This is a genomic window from Actinoallomurus acanthiterrae, from assembly GCF_054775715.1.
Map to the genome: position 1 here is coordinate 12,124,524 of NZ_BAAHCO010000001.1, position 13,427 is coordinate 12,137,950.

A 13,427-nucleotide genomic window follows, 5' to 3' on the forward strand; every position below is an offset into this window, starting at 1 on the left:
TTCCTACTTCTTTGATAATCTCACTCCATGAGTGAGCAGGCCTACAACGTCGGCGAGGGCCCAGCGACCAGGGTGAGTCTCTCCCTACCCGAAGGGACGGCCGAAGCGATCCGCCAACGGGTCGGCAAGCGCGAGTTCTCCGCCTTCATCACCGAAGCGGTCGAGCGCGAGTTGCGCGGCCAGATCCTGGATGAGTACCTGGCCGACTACGAACGCCGCAAGGGGCCGATCTCGGCACGAGAACAGGAGCAGGCGCGCCAGGTCTTCGACGAGGTGTTCGCCGAGGAGGGTAATTGGCCCGCCGCAAGCTGAGCCACGAGGGCACCCTCGTTCTCGACTGTGAGGGACTGTCGAAGCTCGTCAACGATCACGAGCGTGTCGTCGCGTTGGTCACGGAATCCCGCAAAAGAGGCATGGAGGTGGTGGTCAACGCGCTGACCATCATCGAAACCGCCCATCGCCGGACCGACAATGCGCGGCTGGCCTGGATCCTCTCAGGTGTGCGGATCGTCCACGTCGGCGAGGAGGAGGCCAAGGCCGCCTCGACGATGCTGATCAACGCCGGGTTGCACGGCCACAAGTACGCGATCGACGCCGCCGTGGCCGAGATGGCCGTACGGCAGCGCCGTCCGGTCGTGCTTCTCACCTCGGACATCGACGACATGACGAAACTCTGCGGTGATCGGGTGCGTCTCGTTTCCGTGTGAGCGATCGCAGCGGGCGGGGCGTCGGCGCGATATACATGAGGGTTCTCTCGTCTTCCCCCGGAGTTCGTCTAATGCTGAGTGATGAGCTGACCCCACCCGAGCGCGTGCTGTGGGACGCGTTCCCGCGCGGTGAGACGGTCGACCTGTCCGGCGGCGACCAGGACTTCGACAGCACGAACGCCTGGGGCCCCGAGCGCACCATCCGCGCCGAGGTGATCTCGGCGCTGCTGCTCGGCGCGCGGGAGACCGAGCCTGGTCAGGTCGCCGCGGTTCGCCTGACCGGCGCGCGGATCGCCGGGACGCTGAACCTCGGGCACGCCCACGTGACCGTGCCGCTCGCACTCACCGGCTGCCAGCTCACCGACGCCCCGCACCTGTACTGGGCGCAGCTGCGCAGCGTCCACTTCATGCGCTGCCGGCTGCCCGGCCTGGTCGCCTCGGGCGTGCGCATCGACGGGCACCTGTGGCTGGAGGGCAGCCACGTGTACGGCGGCGTCTGGCTCGACAGCGCGCACATCACCGGCATCCTCAACCTGACCGGCGCTCACCTGTCCCACCCGGGCGGTGACGCGCCGCTGCTGGCCGACCGCCTCATCGTGGACAACAACGTCTACTGCGACCAGGGGTTCACCGCCGAGGGCGAGGTCCGGCTGCCGGGCGCGAACGTCGGCGGGCAGCTGATCTTCCGCGGGGCGCGGCTGCGCAACCCCAAGGGGCAGGCGCTGTACGCCAGCCGCCTCTCGGTGGCGGCCAACGTCTTCTGCGACGGCGGGTTCAGCGCCGAGGGGGAGATCCGGCTGCGCGGCGCGCGGATCGGCGGTTACCTTTCCCTGGTCGGCGCGTCGGTCTCCAACCCGGCACGTGCGGCGCTCAACTGCGACGACATGAGCATCGAGACCGACATCTACTGCTCGGACGGCTTCCACGCGGAGGGCGTGGTCAGCCTGGCGGGCGCGCACATCGGCGGCCTGTTCAACCTGCGCGGCGGGCGCCTCAGCAACCCGGCCGGCGTGGCGCTGAACCTCCAGCGGGCCCAGGCCGAAGAGGTGCTGCTGCGGACCGCCGAGCCCATCAAGGGTGTCGTCGACCTGAGCTACGCGCACTTCAAGCTGCTGCGCGACGACCCGCTCTCCTGGGCGCCGAGGTACCAGCTCGACGGTCTCACGTACGAGATGATCGACCCGCCGCTGGTCGCGAAGGAGCGGCTGAAGTGGGTGCACCGCGACACGGACGGCTACATCCCGCAGCCGTACGAGAAGCTCGCCGAGACCTACCGTGCCCTCGGGCACGACGGCGAGCGGCGCACCGTGCTGCTCGCCAAGCAACGGCACCGCCGTACGACGCAGCCGGTGCCGGGCCGGGTGTGGGGCTACCTCCAGGACTGGACGGTCGGCTACGGCTACCGGCCGTTCCTAGCCACCGCGTGGCTCGTGGCGCTGCTGGCGTTCGGCACCATCGTCTTCCAGCACCACCCGATGATCCAGGAGCCTGGCCACAACACGCAGTTCAACCCGTTCCTCTACACGCTGGACGTGCTGCTTCCGATCGGCTCGCTCGGCCAGGAGGGGGAGTTCGCGCCGCACGGCATCTACCTGTGGATATCCGACGCGCTCGTCGTCGCGGGCTTCGTCCTCGGTTTGACCGTCGCCGCCGGCGCGACGCGCGTGCTGTCCCGCGACTGATTCACGTTTACCGAATCGGAGCGTGATTCGCGTTGGTGGCAGGGCACAACCTTGCGGGTACGAATCCGTAGAACCCGAGGCTTGCGCCCGGGTACGAGAGGTCTGTCACGATGACGACTACGTCTCCCGCAACCGCCGGGATCCGCGGGAAGGGTGACGCGCAACCAGGCCGACCGCGGCGATCCCGCGAAGGCCCTGAACGCACGAGGAGTGGCACGTGATCGTCGACGCCGCGCGCGGTGCGCCCCTGGGCACCGACGCACAATCTCCCCCATCGGAGCTCGTCCAGCTGCTCACCCCTGAGGGCGAGCGGGTCGAGCACCCCGACTACGACGTGAACCTGACCCCCGACGAGATCAAGGGTCTCTACCGGGATCTGGTGATCGTTCGCCGGATCGACACCGAGGCGGTCGCACTGACCCGCCAGGGCGAGCTGGGCATCTGGGCCTCACTGCTCGGCCAGGAGGCCGCGCAGATCGGCTCCGCCCGCGCCCTGCGGCCGGACGACATGGCGTTCCCGAGCTACCGGGAGCACGGGGTGGCCTGGTGCCGGGGCGTCGACGCGCTCGACCTCCTGGGCCTGTTCCGCGGCGTCAACCACGCCGGGTGGGATCCAAAGCAGCACAACTTCCACCTCTACACGATCGTCATCGGCAGCCACGCCCTGCACGCCACCGGCTACGCCATGGGCATCCAGCGGGACGGCACCGAGGACGCCACGATCGTCTACTTCGGCGACGGCGCCACGAGCCAGGGCGACGTCAACGAGGCGTTCGTCTGGTCGGCCGCGCAGAACGCCCCGATCGTCTTCTTCTGCCAGAACAACCAGTGGGCGATCTCCGAGCCGCTCGAGAAGCAGTCCCGGATCCCGCTGTACCGGCGGGCCGAGGGCTTCGGGTTCCCCGGCATCCGCGTCGACGGCAACGACGTCTTCGCCGTTCACGCCGTGACCAAGAAGGCCCTCGAGAACGCCCGCAGCGGGCAGGGCCCCACGCTCATCGAGGCGTTCACCTATCGGATGGGCGCCCACACCACGACCGACGACCCGACGCGCTACCGGCTCCAGGCCGAGCTGGAGTCCTGGAAGCTCAAGGACCCGATCGAGCGCGTCAAGGCGTACCTCGTGAAGAACCAGATGGCCGATCGCGAATTCTTCGACGCGATCGAGGCCGAAGCCAAAGAGGTCGGCTCGGACCTGCGGAAACGGTGCCTAGAATTGCCCGACCCCGAGGCGATGGCGATCTGGGAGAACGTCTATGCGACCGAGCACTCGCTGCTCGCGGAAGAACGCGACCAGTTCATGTCCTACCTGGCGTCGTTCGAGGATGTGTCCCGATGAGGGGGCGGCCGGCCCAGGCCGGGGGTACGCGCGGAGGGGAGTGCGACGGTGAGCGCTGAGACGCTGACTCTTTCCAGGGCCATGAACGAGGGCCTTCGCAAGGCCATGGAGAACGACCCGAAGGTCCTCATCATGGGTGAGGACGTCGGGAAGCTCGGCGGTGTGTTCCGGGTGACCGACGGCCTGCAGAAGGACTTCGGCGAGGCCCGCGTCATCGACACGCCGCTGGCCGAGTCGGGCATCGTCGGCACGGCCATCGGCCTCGCGCTGCGCGGCTACCGGCCGGTGTGCGAGATCCAGTTCGACGGGTTCGTGTTCCCGGCGTTCAACCAGATCACCTCGCAGCTCGCCAAGATGCGGATGCGTTCGCTCGGCACGCTGGAGCTGCCGGTCGTCATCCGCATCCCGTGCGGCGGCGGCATCGGCGCCGTCGAGCACCACAGCGAGTCGCCGGAGGCGTACTTCACCCACACCGGCGGCCTGCGCGTCGTCGCCTGCTCGAACCCGGCCGACGCGTACACGATGATCCAGCAGGCCATCGAGTGCCCCGACCCGGTGATCTTCTTCGAGCCGAAGCGCCGCTACTGGGACAAGGCCCCCGTCGACCAGGACCTGTCCAAGGCCGCCCCGTTCGACAAGGCCGTCGTCGCGCGTCCGGGCGAGGACGTGACCGTGCTCGCGTACGGGCCGATGGTCAAGACCTCCCTGGAGGCCGCGCAGGCCGACGAGCAGCACTCGATCGAGGTCATCGACATCCGCTCCCTCAACCCGCTCGACGAGGAGACGGTGCTCGCCTCTGTACGCCGGACCGGCCGGTGCGTCGTCGTGCACGAGGCCCCGGTGTTCAACGGGTACGGCGGCGAGCTGGCCGCGCGGATCACCGAGAAGTGCTTCTACCACCTGGAGGCACCGGTGCTGCGGGTCGGCGGCTTCTCCACGCCGTACCCGCCGTCCCGTCTCGAGGACCACTACCTGCCCGACCTCGACCGCGTCCTGGACGCCGTCGACCGGACCTTCGCGTGGTGAGCATGGGCGAGCTGAAGCAGTTCAAGCTGCCAGACGTCGGCGAGGGCCTGACCGAGGCCGACATCGTCAAGTGGCACGTTCATCCGGGCGACACCGTCGAGGTCAACCAGACGATCGTCGAGATCGAGACGGCCAAGGCCGTCGTCGAGCTGCCCTGCCCGTACGAGGGGACCGTCGCCGAGCTCCTCGTCGAGGAGGGCACGACGGTCGACGTCGGCGTGCCGATCATCTCGGTCGCCGTCGGCGGCGACGTCCCGGCGCCCGTGGCCGAGACAGCGCCCGCCGAGGGCGCTCGGGAGCCGGGCATGGAGGGCAGCCCCGCCCCGGCGGTCGACCCCGCCGCCCCGGAGCAGAAGCGCGTCCCGGTGCTGGTCGGCTACGGAGTGAAGGCGGGATCCGCCAAGCGCCGGCCGCGCAAGGCGGCGCCCGCCGCGTCCGGCGGCCCGGCCGCGGCGGTCGCGACCGCCCCCGTACGGCCGGAACCCACCGCCCCGGCGCCCGCCGCTCCGGAACGACCGGCCGGGGGACGCGTCGCGGTGCTGGCCAAGCCGCCGGTCCGCAAGCTGGCCAAGGACCTCGGCGTCGACCTGACCACGATCACCGGCACCGGCCCGCAGGGGTCGATCACCCGGGACGACATCCGGCAGGCCGCCGAGGCCCCCGCGACCGCTCCCACGACGCCCGTACGGGTTGCGGGCGAGCGACACGAAGAGCGCATCCCCATCCGGGGCGTGCGCAAGCACACGGCGGCGGCGATGGTGCAGTCGGCGTTCACCGCGCCGCATGTCACCGAGTGGCTGCAGGTCGACGTCACCGAGACGATGAACGCCGTCAAGCGGCTGCGCGACCTGCCCGACTTCGAGGGCGTCAAGGTCTCGCCGCTGCTGCTCGTCGCCAAGGCGCTCCTGCTGGCGGTCCGGCGCAACCCGCTGGTCAACTCGGCGTGGGACGAAGAGGCCCAGGAGATCGTGGTCAAGCACTACGTGCACCTGGGCATCGCCGCCGCGACCGAGCGCGGCCTGATCGTGCCGAAGGTCCGTGACGCGCACGACCTGTCGCTGCCCGACCTGGCCCGCGCGTTCGCCGACCTCGCCGCCACGGCGCGGGCCGGCAAGTCGACCCCGGCCGACCTGTCCGACGGCACCATCACGATCACCAACGTCGGCGTCTTCGGCATCGACGCGGGCACCCCGATCCTGACGCCAGGCGAGTCGGCGATCCTCGCGTTCGGTCAGATCAGGGACATGCCCTGGGTACACGAGGGCGAGATCCAGATCCGCAAGGTGACGACGCTCGCGCTGTCGTTCGACCACCGCATCGTCGACGGCGAGCTCGGCTCCGCCGTCCTCCGCGAGGTCGGCGCCATGCTCGAGGACCCCATGCGCATGCTCGCCTGGGGCTGACGCCGAGGGTCTCCGGGTCGGCACAGGCCCGGAGACCCTTGCCGATGCCGTAGCGGGCGAGTGATCGCCCCTATCCCTGCGAGGTACGTTGAGTACTTGACGTACGTGCCGTGTTCACAGAAACGGCATAATCAGTAACAGGGAGTGGCACCATGTCGTCTGTGCACTACGAAAGCTACACGGAGGCTCGCGCCCACCTGAAGGATCTCCTCGACGCCGCGGAGCGCGGGTGCACGGCGACGGTACGGCGCGACTCCTCGCTGGCGGCGGTTGTGGACGCCGATCGGTTGCGGCACTTTCTCGCCGTGGTGAGCCCGGTTCGCGCCCAGGTCGTGGCGGAGGCCGGCGGCTGGTCGGTGTTCCTTCCCGGCATACCGGTGTCCGCCGACGGTGTCACCTTCGACGAAGCGATCTCGGAGATGGTCGATGCGCTCCGTGAGTACGCGGGCGACTGGCAAGAGCGGTTGCGCGACGCTGCCAATCACCGTCAGCACTGGGGCCTGGTCCAGCTGATCAACCTGAGTGACGACGACCAGCTGCGCGACTGGCTGATCGGGGACGGTAAATGACGTGGCCGCAGCCCACCCGGGAGGCCCACGAGCGTTTCTGCGTCACTGAAGGCTGGCGTCGGGTACGCGATGCACGCGGGCGTACGGGCACGCATCACGTCACCTATGAGCTCGACCTTCCGGACGGCTCAGTCCTTCGCACCCGGATCTCCCATCCAGTGGATCGCAGCGGATACGGAAAAGGGATCTGGGCCCACATTCTCCGTGACCAACTCGACGTGCCCGAGCAGGAGTTCTGGGCCTGCGTCCTGGACGGAGAGAAACCCGACAGGGGTACTCCGCTCCCGGGCAAGGAGGCCCTTCCGGCCGAGATGGTTCACCTCCTCATTGCCCGAGTCGGACTCTCGGAGAAGGAGGTCGCCGAGATGACGCGGGAAGAAGCCATCGTCCGGCTGCAGCAGTACTGGATCGACGGCATCTGAGATGACCGCATCGAGATCAGGTGGCGACGACCGGGCGAGCATCCGCGGTCTCTGAATCCCGTTCGGTCGCCGTCCGACGGGAATGAATGGGAGCATCGGCAAGGTCACGCAGCATTCCTGGCCGTGAGGCGTCTCTGGAATGTGGACATCGAAATGGTCTCTTCCGCGCGGGCGCCCGCCGACGTCGACGAGCTGTACCGCGAACACTCCGTCGGGCTCATCCGGCTGGCCATGTTGATGGTCGGCGACGGCCCGACCGCCGAGGACGTGGTCCAGGAGGCTTTCCTTGGGCTGCATGACAAATGGCGGTCCCTGCGCGACCCCGCCGCCGCACTGACCTATCTGCGGTCGGCCGTACTGAATCGCTGTCGTTCCGTGCTGCGTCGCCGGGCCGTTGCCGGGCGGTTCCGGCAGCCGTACCAGCCACCGGCGTGGTCGGCGGAGGACCAGGCGATGGACGCACAGGACCGGCGCGCCGTACTCACCGCGATCGCGCGGCTGTCCCGCCGCCAGCGCGAGGTCCTCGCCCTGCGTTTCTACTGCGACCTGCCCGAAGAAGAGATCGCCCGCACTCTGAAGATCAGCCGCGGCACCGTGTCGGCCACAACCTCCCGGGCCCTCGCCGCTCTCGCCAAGCTCCTGGAGGACGCCCGATGAGCACGCTCGAAGACCGTGTCCGGGACGCCTACTCCATGGCCGACGGCTGGGGACCGGCCGCGCCCCCGCCCCTGCGTCGTCGTTCCGCACGCCGTAGCCGGCTGCGGTTCGCCGCTCCCCTGGCGGCCGCCGCCGGGGTGACGGCGGTGGTGTTCCTGGCGGTCGGCCTTCCGCACCGGGCGCCGGAAGAGACCACCCCTCGCGGCACCGGCCCGCTCGTGGCGCCGCGACCATCCGGGGAGGCCCAGGTCGCGATCTACCTCTGTTCCAAGATCTCCGCCAACCCTTCCTGCCATCGGCAGGACGCCACTCGGGCGCAGCAGGACGCGGTCGACGCCGCGCTGAAAAAGCTCCCGCAGGTACGTCGCATCGAGCACATCACGTCGGCGGAGGCGTACGCCGAGGCGAAGAAGCAATTCGCGGGATCGAAGATCGGGGACACCATCCGCCCAGGGGACATCCCGACCTCCTTCCGGGTGACCCTGCGGCGGCCCGCCGACCGCCAGGCGATCCTGAAGGCGTTGATGGGTCGGCCGGGTGTGGATCAGGTGGTAACCGGATCACGGTGACCCGGATTCGTGGGGGTTCTCCCATCCCTCAGGCGAGGGTGAACCCCCACGAACGCGCCGCCGGCGGCTCGAACGCGATTCTCACGCCGTCGTGCCGATCAGCCGACTCCGCGCAGGGTGTCGGGGCGAAGACGACTTACGCCTTGAACCAGATCTGCCTGCTGGGAACGGGGTAGCCCTGCGTCTCCACGATCACCTTGGAGTACTTCGTGGCCCCCTTCTCCGAGAAGTACACATACGGCTTTGACATGTGCATGATCGTCAGCCACTCGCCGCCCTTGTCGGGAGTACCGCCGGTGGTATCCCACTTCTGGTTTGCAGCGTTCCGGCTACAGGTTTTCTGGACGAGATAGTCGCCGCTGTTCACCTTTTTGTTCGAGCCGAGCGCGATGTCCAGGCACTTGCCACTGGCGACATTGACGAGGTGATTTCCCCACTTGACCTGAAAGTGAGTTTGCCGCTGGTGGTGGGCGCTGCCACCGCAGCTGTCGATATAAACGTCCGCCCCTGAGGTCGCGATGCACTTCCACGACTTCTCGTTCTGCAGGTAGAAGCTGCTCGCGGCGTGGGCCGGCGTGGCGGCCAGAGCGGGGACCAGCAGCGTGGTCACGGTCGCCACGGCGGCGGCCAGACTCCGTTTGCGCATAGCCCGTCCTTTCTCATCCGAGTTCATAACTTGCCCCTGGCGACACAGGCCCGGGTCAGCTCCGCCAGGGACCGTTGACGTGGTGCACGGTCTTGCCGATGGTGATCGTGCCGAACGACCGGTACTTCCCGGTGAGCGAGGTCTTCACCGGCCCGACGTAGTACCTGGCGGTGCCCACCTTCGCGGGAGCCCTGTCCTTGAACTGGAGTCCGATCATCATTTCGTGCTTCGAGCGCGTGTAGTTCCCGGCGGACCGGACGATCGCGCAGACATCTCGATGCTTGGAATGCGGGTAGGACTTCACGTAGACATACACGTAGGCGTACGTGGTCTTGCCGCTCTTGATGGCCACCTTGTCTCGCGGCGTGGTGGACCAGCTCTTGCCGCACGAACCGTGGACCGCGGCCTCGGCCGGGGCCGCGGTGACCGCGGCGAAACCGGCGAGTGACAGAGCGGCGACCACCGATACGGTCAGCCTCTGACGAATACCCATCTTTTTGTTCCCTCGCTCGGGCCATAATGCGGCTAACCGGTATGAGCGGAGCGAGCTTAGCGATCGGCCGTTTTCCGAGGTAGATCGGCGGCGATAATTGGGCCACCGGTCCCAAACGCGACCGGGACCGGGGCCCTATCGTCGGACCACTGCGCGCCTGATCGCCGTAGGTCAGGGGCAGGTCTGGCGTTTGGCGGTGAGGTCGAGGGTCTTGCGGATGGAGCTGAGCCGCAGACGCTTGGACTCGGGGCAGAACTTGCTCAGCGGCAGGTTGTACTCGGCGTGGAAGACGGGCTTTCCGGCCTTGATGAACGGCTTGAGATCCGAGCACTCCTTGTACTCCGCGCACTGCTCGTTCACCGCGAAGTCGAAGTCCTTGACCAGGGTCGGGATCTGGTCGAGGTCGTTCTTCAGCCCGACCGCCAGGCCCTTCTGGTGGGCGACGCGCGCGAGCATCCGGTTGAACGCCAGTTGATGCTTCGCGGTCAGCGGGAAGCCCGACTTGTTCTGGTAGGCGTCAACGTTGTCCGGCTCGACGCCGTCGAACCCCTTGGCCTTGCACTGATCCAGGCGCGCGGCCCAGATGCGCTGCAATACGTCGATCTTACGGATGTCGACCCAGCGTTCGTTCGGCCACCCGTCGAGCTTCTTACCGAGGATCGACGCGGGGAACTTGTTGTAGTCGGGCCGCCCTTTCTCCGCCGAGCCGATGCTCACGTAGCAGATGACCTTGCGGCCCTGTTTGTGTAGCGCGGTCACGGTGGATTTGGGCGTCTCGAACATGTCGACGTCGAAGACGCTCGCCTTGACCGACGTGTCGATCTTGCCGCTGAGCTGCCACTGCCAGCTGACGCCGGCCTTCGGCCGCCACCAGGAGGCCGCCTGGGCCGTCGCCGACGACGCGCCGTGCGCGGACACGTCCTTGGCCCCCGTGCCACTGCAACCGGCGAGCGACAGGGCCATCAGGGTGAACAATACGTACCGATGGCGCATCCGTGACATAAGCGATCAAGCTACCCCGCCCCCGCCCGGCCGTCAGGCGTTCGGCGAATCGGAGGGACCCATGCCGCCGTGGTGGCTCGTCGTCGCCTGGATCGCGGTCGTACCCCTGGCCGTCGTGATGCTCGTCGACCCCCGAAAGTTGTGGAGCGTACCGGCGAGGGCTTGGGCCCGCGACCATCCGGACGACCGCTACACGCGGTGGTGGGAGGCCAGTGCCGCCTGGCGGGGTCTCGCCGCGCTCGCCGTCGTGGCCCTCGCCACGATCAGCTGGGTCGACCACGCCCATGCCACGGCGGAGCCTCGCCTGCACGGTACGACGTCGAGCGAGAAGGTGCGGGCGGAACCGGGATCCGCGCGTCCGGTCGCGATCGAGCCGGACGCGTACTCCGGGAACGGCACACGCCTGCGTGTGATCTGGCGGTCGTGGGCGGAGCGGATCGGATGCGTGCTCGACCACGTCACCGTCGCCGAGACCGCGTCGCGGGTGACGGTCACCGTCTATGAGGGCGGCGCCGACCAGAACAGCGAGAACTGCGCCGACGGCGGTCACCCGTGGGGCGGGTTCGGGCCGTACACCACCCGCTACACCGACGTCACGCTGCATACTCCGCGCCGCGGCCGCCAGGTCGCGACCGCCGCCGGCGCCCCGCTCCGGCGGTACCAGTGACGCGCGCTCGCTCCGTACCTGCTCGCATCCTGTCGAATGATCCCGAATTGTGACACGGGTCACTGGTATGAACGCGCGTGATCGTGGAAACCCTCCGTCGACTCGGTAAAGAGTCCTGCGGTACGGCTTCCGCTTCCACGGAGGGATCAACGGGTGAGGCTCTCGCTGGAGGCGGTGACCAGGGTCTACGGCGACGTACGGGCGTTGGACGACCTGTCACTGGAGATCGCGGACGGCGAGTTCTTCGCGCTGGTAGGCCCGTCGGGCTGCGGCAAGACGACCCTGCTGCGGACGATCGCCGGCCTGGAGACGGCGACGTCGGGGACCGTACGGATCGGCGACCGTGACGTCACCCACCTGCCGCCCGGCGACCGCGACGTCGCCATGGTGTTCCAGGACTACGCGCTGTTCCCGCAGATGACGGTGGCCGACAACATCGCCTATCCGCTGCGCCTGAAGAATATGCCGCGCGCCGAACGCCGCGCGAAGACCGCCGGCATCGCCGCCGAACTGGCCCTCGACTCGTATCTCGACCTCCGCCCGGCCCAGCTGTCCGGCGGACAGCGGCAGCGGGTCGCGCTCGCCCGGGCGATGGCCGCCGAGCCGGCCGTCTTCCTGTTCGACGAACCGCTGTCCGGCCTCGACGGCCAGCTGCGCTTGGAGGCCCGGACATTCCTGAAGAGGTTCCAGCACGATCTGGGAGTCACCACCATCGTCGTCACCCACGACCAGGCGGAGGCCCTCGCACTGGCCGACCGCATCGCGGTCATGCGATCCGGCCGCGTTCGCCAGCTCGGCACCCCGCGCGAGGTCTTCCAGCGGCCCGCGAACATCTTCGTCGCCGGCTTCATCGGCTCGACCCCGATGAACCTCCTCGAGGGCGAATGCGTCCCCGGCGACGGCGACCCGGCCGGCTCGTGGACCGACCAGATCGACGTCGCGGGCGTACGGCTGCCGGTGCCCGAGGAGGCCACCGGGCTGGTCGGCCCCGGCGACAAGGTCATCGCCGGCATCCGCCCGGAATACCTTCGGGAGGCGGAGGACGGCATCGAGGGCCGGGTCGAGATCGTGGAGAGCCTCGGCACCACGTCCCTCGTCACACTGGCGACCGCGGGCCCGAACGTACAGCTCACCGTTCCGGAAGACCGCGAACCGGCGATCGGCTCCACCCTGTGCGTAGCCCCACGACCCGGCCGAACACTCCTCTACAACCCCGACGACGGCGACCTCATCGAGACACCTTGAATTTCGCGAACGGGCCCCTCTACCTGCTCATCGACCCGGTCGACGAGCCCACCGCGATCACGCTGTTCAGCGAGCCGAGCGACGACGGATACCGCACGATCGATCGCGTGGTCGCCGGCGAGAAGCTGCGTCTCCCGGAGCCGTTCGGCCTCATTCTCGACACCGCTGCACTGCGGTGAGGAGGCCGGTCCCGCCCCCGTGCGGGCGAGACCGGTCCCGGAATGGTCAGGAGAGGAAGGACGCGAGGGGCGGGGCCAAGACGTCCCAGGAGACGTTGTGGTTCTGGCCGTCGAGGGTCGTGTGCCGGCCGGACGGCAGGGCGTCCAGCAGGGCGACGGCGGCGGCCGGAGCCCACGCGCCGGTCTCGGAGCCGGTCAGGACCAGGGTCGGGATCTCGACCTCCGCGAGGCCGGCCGGGAGACGCCCGTCGCTGACGATGGCGGCGTCGTAGGCGAGGGTGGGGGCGATGACCTCCATGGACGCCCACATCGGGGCCTGACGCATCTGGTCGATCACGACGGGTGGCATGCCGACGAAGCGCATGAACAGCGCCATGGCGTCGCCACGACGGTCTTCGGCCAGGCAGGCCGTCAGCTCGGTGACGTACGCGCGGGCGCGCCGGGGCGCGTCGGCGTCGAGCTGGATCGGCGGCTCCCACAGGGCGAGCCGGGTGACCGGCAGGCCCGCGGCCGCCGCGCGCAGCGCCAGGATCGCGCCCGAGGAGTTGCCGAACACGGCCGCGGAGCCGCCGGCCTCCGCGATCAGCGCGGCGAGATCCTCGATCTCGCGCTCGACCGCGTACGGCGGGGTGTCTCCGCTGTCGCCGCGGCCTCGCCGGTCGTAGTTGAGGACCGTGTGTCCGGCCGACAGCAGCTCGGCCAGCGGTGAGTGGACGCCGCGGGTGCAGGACGCGCCGCTCACCAGGATGATCGGGCTGCCCGACCCCAGCCGGTCGAAGGCGATCGCGGTGCCGTCGGCGGAATGTGTGACGTTCATGGTC

At 68.8% G+C, this 13,427-nt stretch carries 17 protein-coding genes; 13 read left to right on the forward strand and 4 right to left on the reverse strand.

Features of this window, described 5'->3' with window-relative positions:
• Positions 1-27 precede the first annotated feature (27 nt).
• The 10 genes from ACYVF7_RS57095 (at position 28) to ACYVF7_RS57140 (ending at position 8,374) form a co-directional block, all read left to right on the forward strand.
• The gene (locus ACYVF7_RS57095) at positions 28-312 is read left to right on the forward strand and encodes a hypothetical protein (protein WP_460356740.1); all 285 of its coding nucleotides are present in this window, start codon (positions 28-30) and stop codon (positions 310-312) included.
• A complete protein-coding gene (locus ACYVF7_RS57100; protein ID WP_460356742.1) occupies positions 294-707 on the forward strand; it encodes a DNA-binding protein in 414 nt (137 codons plus the stop codon). Before ACYVF7_RS57095 ends, ACYVF7_RS57100 begins: the two co-directional genes overlap by 19 nt.
• Before the next feature lie 71 nt (positions 708-778).
• Positions 779-2,389, forward strand: a complete 1,611-nt coding sequence (locus tag ACYVF7_RS57105) for a hypothetical protein (RefSeq protein ID WP_460356743.1) — start codon at positions 779-781, stop codon at positions 2,387-2,389.
• Between the two features lie 217 nt (positions 2,390-2,606).
• Entirely contained in the window at positions 2,607-3,728 is a 1,122-nt protein-coding gene (gene pdhA / locus ACYVF7_RS57110) for a pyruvate dehydrogenase (acetyl-transferring) E1 component subunit alpha (RefSeq protein ID WP_460356745.1), read from the forward strand.
• Positions 3,729-3,776: 48 nt separating this feature from the next.
• On the forward strand, positions 3,777-4,754 hold the full coding sequence (locus tag ACYVF7_RS57115) for an alpha-ketoacid dehydrogenase subunit beta (protein WP_460356746.1): 978 nt from the start codon (positions 3,777-3,779) through the stop codon (positions 4,752-4,754).
• A gap of 2 nt (positions 4,755-4,756) precedes the next feature.
• Positions 4,757-6,157, forward strand: a complete 1,401-nt coding sequence (locus ACYVF7_RS57120) for a dihydrolipoamide acetyltransferase family protein (protein ID WP_460356748.1) — start codon at positions 4,757-4,759, stop codon at positions 6,155-6,157.
• Positions 6,158-6,309: 152 nt separating this feature from the next.
• Positions 6,310-6,726, forward strand: coding sequence for a prevent-host-death protein (locus tag ACYVF7_RS57125; protein WP_460356751.1), 417 nt, complete (start codon positions 6,310-6,312; stop codon positions 6,724-6,726).
• A gap of 218 nt (positions 6,727-6,944) precedes the next feature.
• Positions 6,945-7,148 carry a hypothetical protein gene (locus ACYVF7_RS57130; protein ID WP_460356754.1) on the forward strand — a complete coding sequence of 68 codons (204 nt, stop codon included), beginning with the start codon at positions 6,945-6,947 and terminating at the stop codon, positions 7,146-7,148.
• 153 nt (positions 7,149-7,301) lie between these two features.
• Positions 7,302-7,805 (forward strand): SigE family RNA polymerase sigma factor, encoded by a 504-nt coding sequence (locus ACYVF7_RS57135; protein WP_460356756.1) that lies wholly within the window; start codon positions 7,302-7,304, stop codon positions 7,803-7,805.
• Positions 7,802-8,374, forward strand: coding sequence for a permease-like cell division protein FtsX (locus ACYVF7_RS57140; RefSeq protein WP_460356759.1), 573 nt, complete (start codon positions 7,802-7,804; stop codon positions 8,372-8,374). The genes ACYVF7_RS57135 and ACYVF7_RS57140 overlap by 4 nt, the downstream gene beginning before the upstream one ends.
• Before the next feature lie 136 nt (positions 8,375-8,510).
• On the opposite strand, the gene ACYVF7_RS57145 is transcribed toward ACYVF7_RS57140, so the two are convergent.
• The 3 genes from ACYVF7_RS57145 to ACYVF7_RS57155 all read right to left on the reverse strand — a co-directional run bounded on the left by ACYVF7_RS57145 (position 8,511) and on the right by ACYVF7_RS57155 (position 10,506).
• Positions 8,511-9,020 (reverse strand): RICIN domain-containing protein, encoded by a 510-nt coding sequence (locus tag ACYVF7_RS57145; RefSeq protein ID WP_460356762.1) that lies wholly within the window; start codon positions 9,018-9,020, stop codon positions 8,511-8,513.
• Between the two features lie 55 nt (positions 9,021-9,075).
• A complete protein-coding gene (locus ACYVF7_RS57150) occupies positions 9,076-9,513 on the reverse strand; it encodes a hypothetical protein (RefSeq protein ID WP_460356764.1) in 438 nt (145 codons plus the stop codon).
• Between the two features lie 171 nt (positions 9,514-9,684).
• On the reverse strand, positions 9,685-10,506 hold the full coding sequence (locus ACYVF7_RS57155) for an endo alpha-1,4 polygalactosaminidase (RefSeq protein WP_460356767.1): 822 nt from the start codon (positions 10,504-10,506) through the stop codon (positions 9,685-9,687).
• A gap of 70 nt (positions 10,507-10,576) precedes the next feature.
• On the opposite strand from ACYVF7_RS57155, the gene ACYVF7_RS57160 reads away from it, so the two are divergent.
• From ACYVF7_RS57160 to ACYVF7_RS57170, 3 genes are all read left to right on the forward strand, one after another.
• Complete coding sequence (locus ACYVF7_RS57160; RefSeq protein ID WP_460356770.1) at positions 10,577-11,182, forward strand: hypothetical protein; 606 nt, start codon at positions 10,577-10,579, stop codon at positions 11,180-11,182.
• 153 nt (positions 11,183-11,335) lie between these two features.
• On the forward strand, positions 11,336-12,427 hold the full coding sequence (locus ACYVF7_RS57165; protein ID WP_460356772.1) for an ABC transporter ATP-binding protein: 1,092 nt from the start codon (positions 11,336-11,338) through the stop codon (positions 12,425-12,427).
• Positions 12,424-12,606, forward strand: coding sequence for a hypothetical protein (locus ACYVF7_RS57170; protein WP_460356773.1), 183 nt, complete (start codon positions 12,424-12,426; stop codon positions 12,604-12,606). Before ACYVF7_RS57165 ends, ACYVF7_RS57170 begins: the two co-directional genes overlap by 4 nt.
• Positions 12,607-12,652: 46 nt before the next feature.
• Here the strand turns inward: ACYVF7_RS57170 and ACYVF7_RS57175 are convergent, their stop codons facing one another.
• Positions 12,653-13,423: an alpha/beta fold hydrolase gene (locus tag ACYVF7_RS57175; protein WP_460356775.1), complete on the reverse strand. Its 771-nt coding sequence runs from the start codon at positions 13,421-13,423 to the stop codon at positions 12,653-12,655.
• Positions 13,424-13,427 lie beyond the last annotated feature (4 nt).